The following is a 1,315-nucleotide window of genomic DNA, read 5'->3' as shown; positions in this document are numbered from 1 at the left end:
TATTACGGTCGGTGACCGGGGAAGCCTTGAGGCCGGCATAGACGTTGTCCGGAATTTCGGTGACCAGGAGGTCGTCGGCGTGCTTGGAGAGGACACGGGCCACATCCAGTGCTACGTTGCCGTTGCCGAGCACGGCCACCGATGTGGCGTCGAGCGGCCATTCGCGGGAAACGTCGGGGTGGCCGTCGTACCAGGAGACGAAGTCGGCGCCGCCGAAGGAACCTTCCAGCTCGATGCCCGGAATGTTCAGGTCCGCGTCCTTGATGGCGCCGGTGGCGAAGATGACGGCGTCGTAGTGCGTGCGCAGGTCTTCGATGGAGATGTCCGTGCCGTAGTCGACGTTGCCGAAGAAGCGGATGTCGCCGCGGTCCAGGACCTTGTGCAGGGCGTTCACGATCCCCTTGATGCGGGGGTGGTCCGGGGCAACGCCATAGCGGATCAGGCCGTAGGGGGCCGGGTAGCGGTCGAAGAGGTCGATGCTGACCGTCAGCTCGCCGCTCTTGACGGCCTCGCTCTTGGTCAGGATGTCAGCTGCGTAGACGCCGGCCGGGCCGGAGCCGACGACGGCGACGCGCAGCGGACGTGCGGCGGTTCCTACGGTGGTGCTAGATGACACGGCTGTGTTCCTTTTCAGTGTGCAACGGGCTAGGGGGTAACGACGCGGGGCTTGTTGGGGGTCAGGGTGCTGTAGTCAGCGGTCTTGAAATGTTCGGGGGCAAACGGGCTGACACGCACCACATCGCCGATCACAATCACTGCGGGATTTGCGACGCCGGCGGCCTCGGCTTGATCGGCAATCGTCGCCAAAGTGCCGATCGTGACGCGCTGTTCGGGCATGTAGCCGTTCTCTACGATACCTACCGGCGTGTCCAAGGGCATTCCGGAGTCCGCGAGGGCAGCGGCGGATTCGCGGAGTTTGGCTACACCCATGAGCAGGATCACGGTGTGGTCGGGGCGGGCCGGGACCTCGGACAGTTCCTCGTGGCCGGTCACCACGCTGAAACCCTTTGCGAGTCCACGGTGCGTCACGGGAATGCCCGCTGCGGCCGGCACTGAGATCGCCGAGGTCACACCGGGAACCACTTCTACCTCGACGCCGTTCTGCCGGCAGAATTCGGCTTCCTCGCCGCCGCGGCCCAGGACGTAGGGGTCGCCGCCTTTGAGCCGCACCACACAGTGGCCGGCCAGGGCTTCCTCCACCAGGATCCGGTTGATCTCCAGTTGCGGCACGGGGTGGTGGCCGGGGGTCTTGCCGACCTCGATCACGCGGACGTCCGGAGCAAGTTCCTGCAGCAAGTCGCGCGGTCCGAGGCGG

At 65.8% G+C, this 1,315-nt stretch carries 2 protein-coding genes; both read right to left on the bottom strand.

Features of this window, described 5'->3' with window-relative positions:
* A partial coding sequence (locus AHiyo1_RS00380; RefSeq protein WP_172465453.1) for an FAD-dependent oxidoreductase occupies positions 1 to 616 on the bottom strand: 616 nt, incomplete at its 3' end.
* 29 nt (positions 617 to 645) lie between these two features.
* A partial coding sequence (gene cobA / locus AHiyo1_RS00375; RefSeq protein ID WP_084784267.1) for a uroporphyrinogen-III C-methyltransferase occupies positions 646 to 1,315 on the bottom strand: 670 nt, incomplete at its 5' end.

Source organism: Arthrobacter sp. Hiyo1 (assembly GCF_001263615.2).
In the GTDB taxonomy this organism is placed as follows: Bacteria; Actinomycetota; Actinomycetes; order Actinomycetales; family Micrococcaceae; genus Arthrobacter.
The sequence above is the reverse complement of the archived record's forward strand: the minus strand, read 5'-3'. Positions and strand labels throughout refer to the sequence as shown.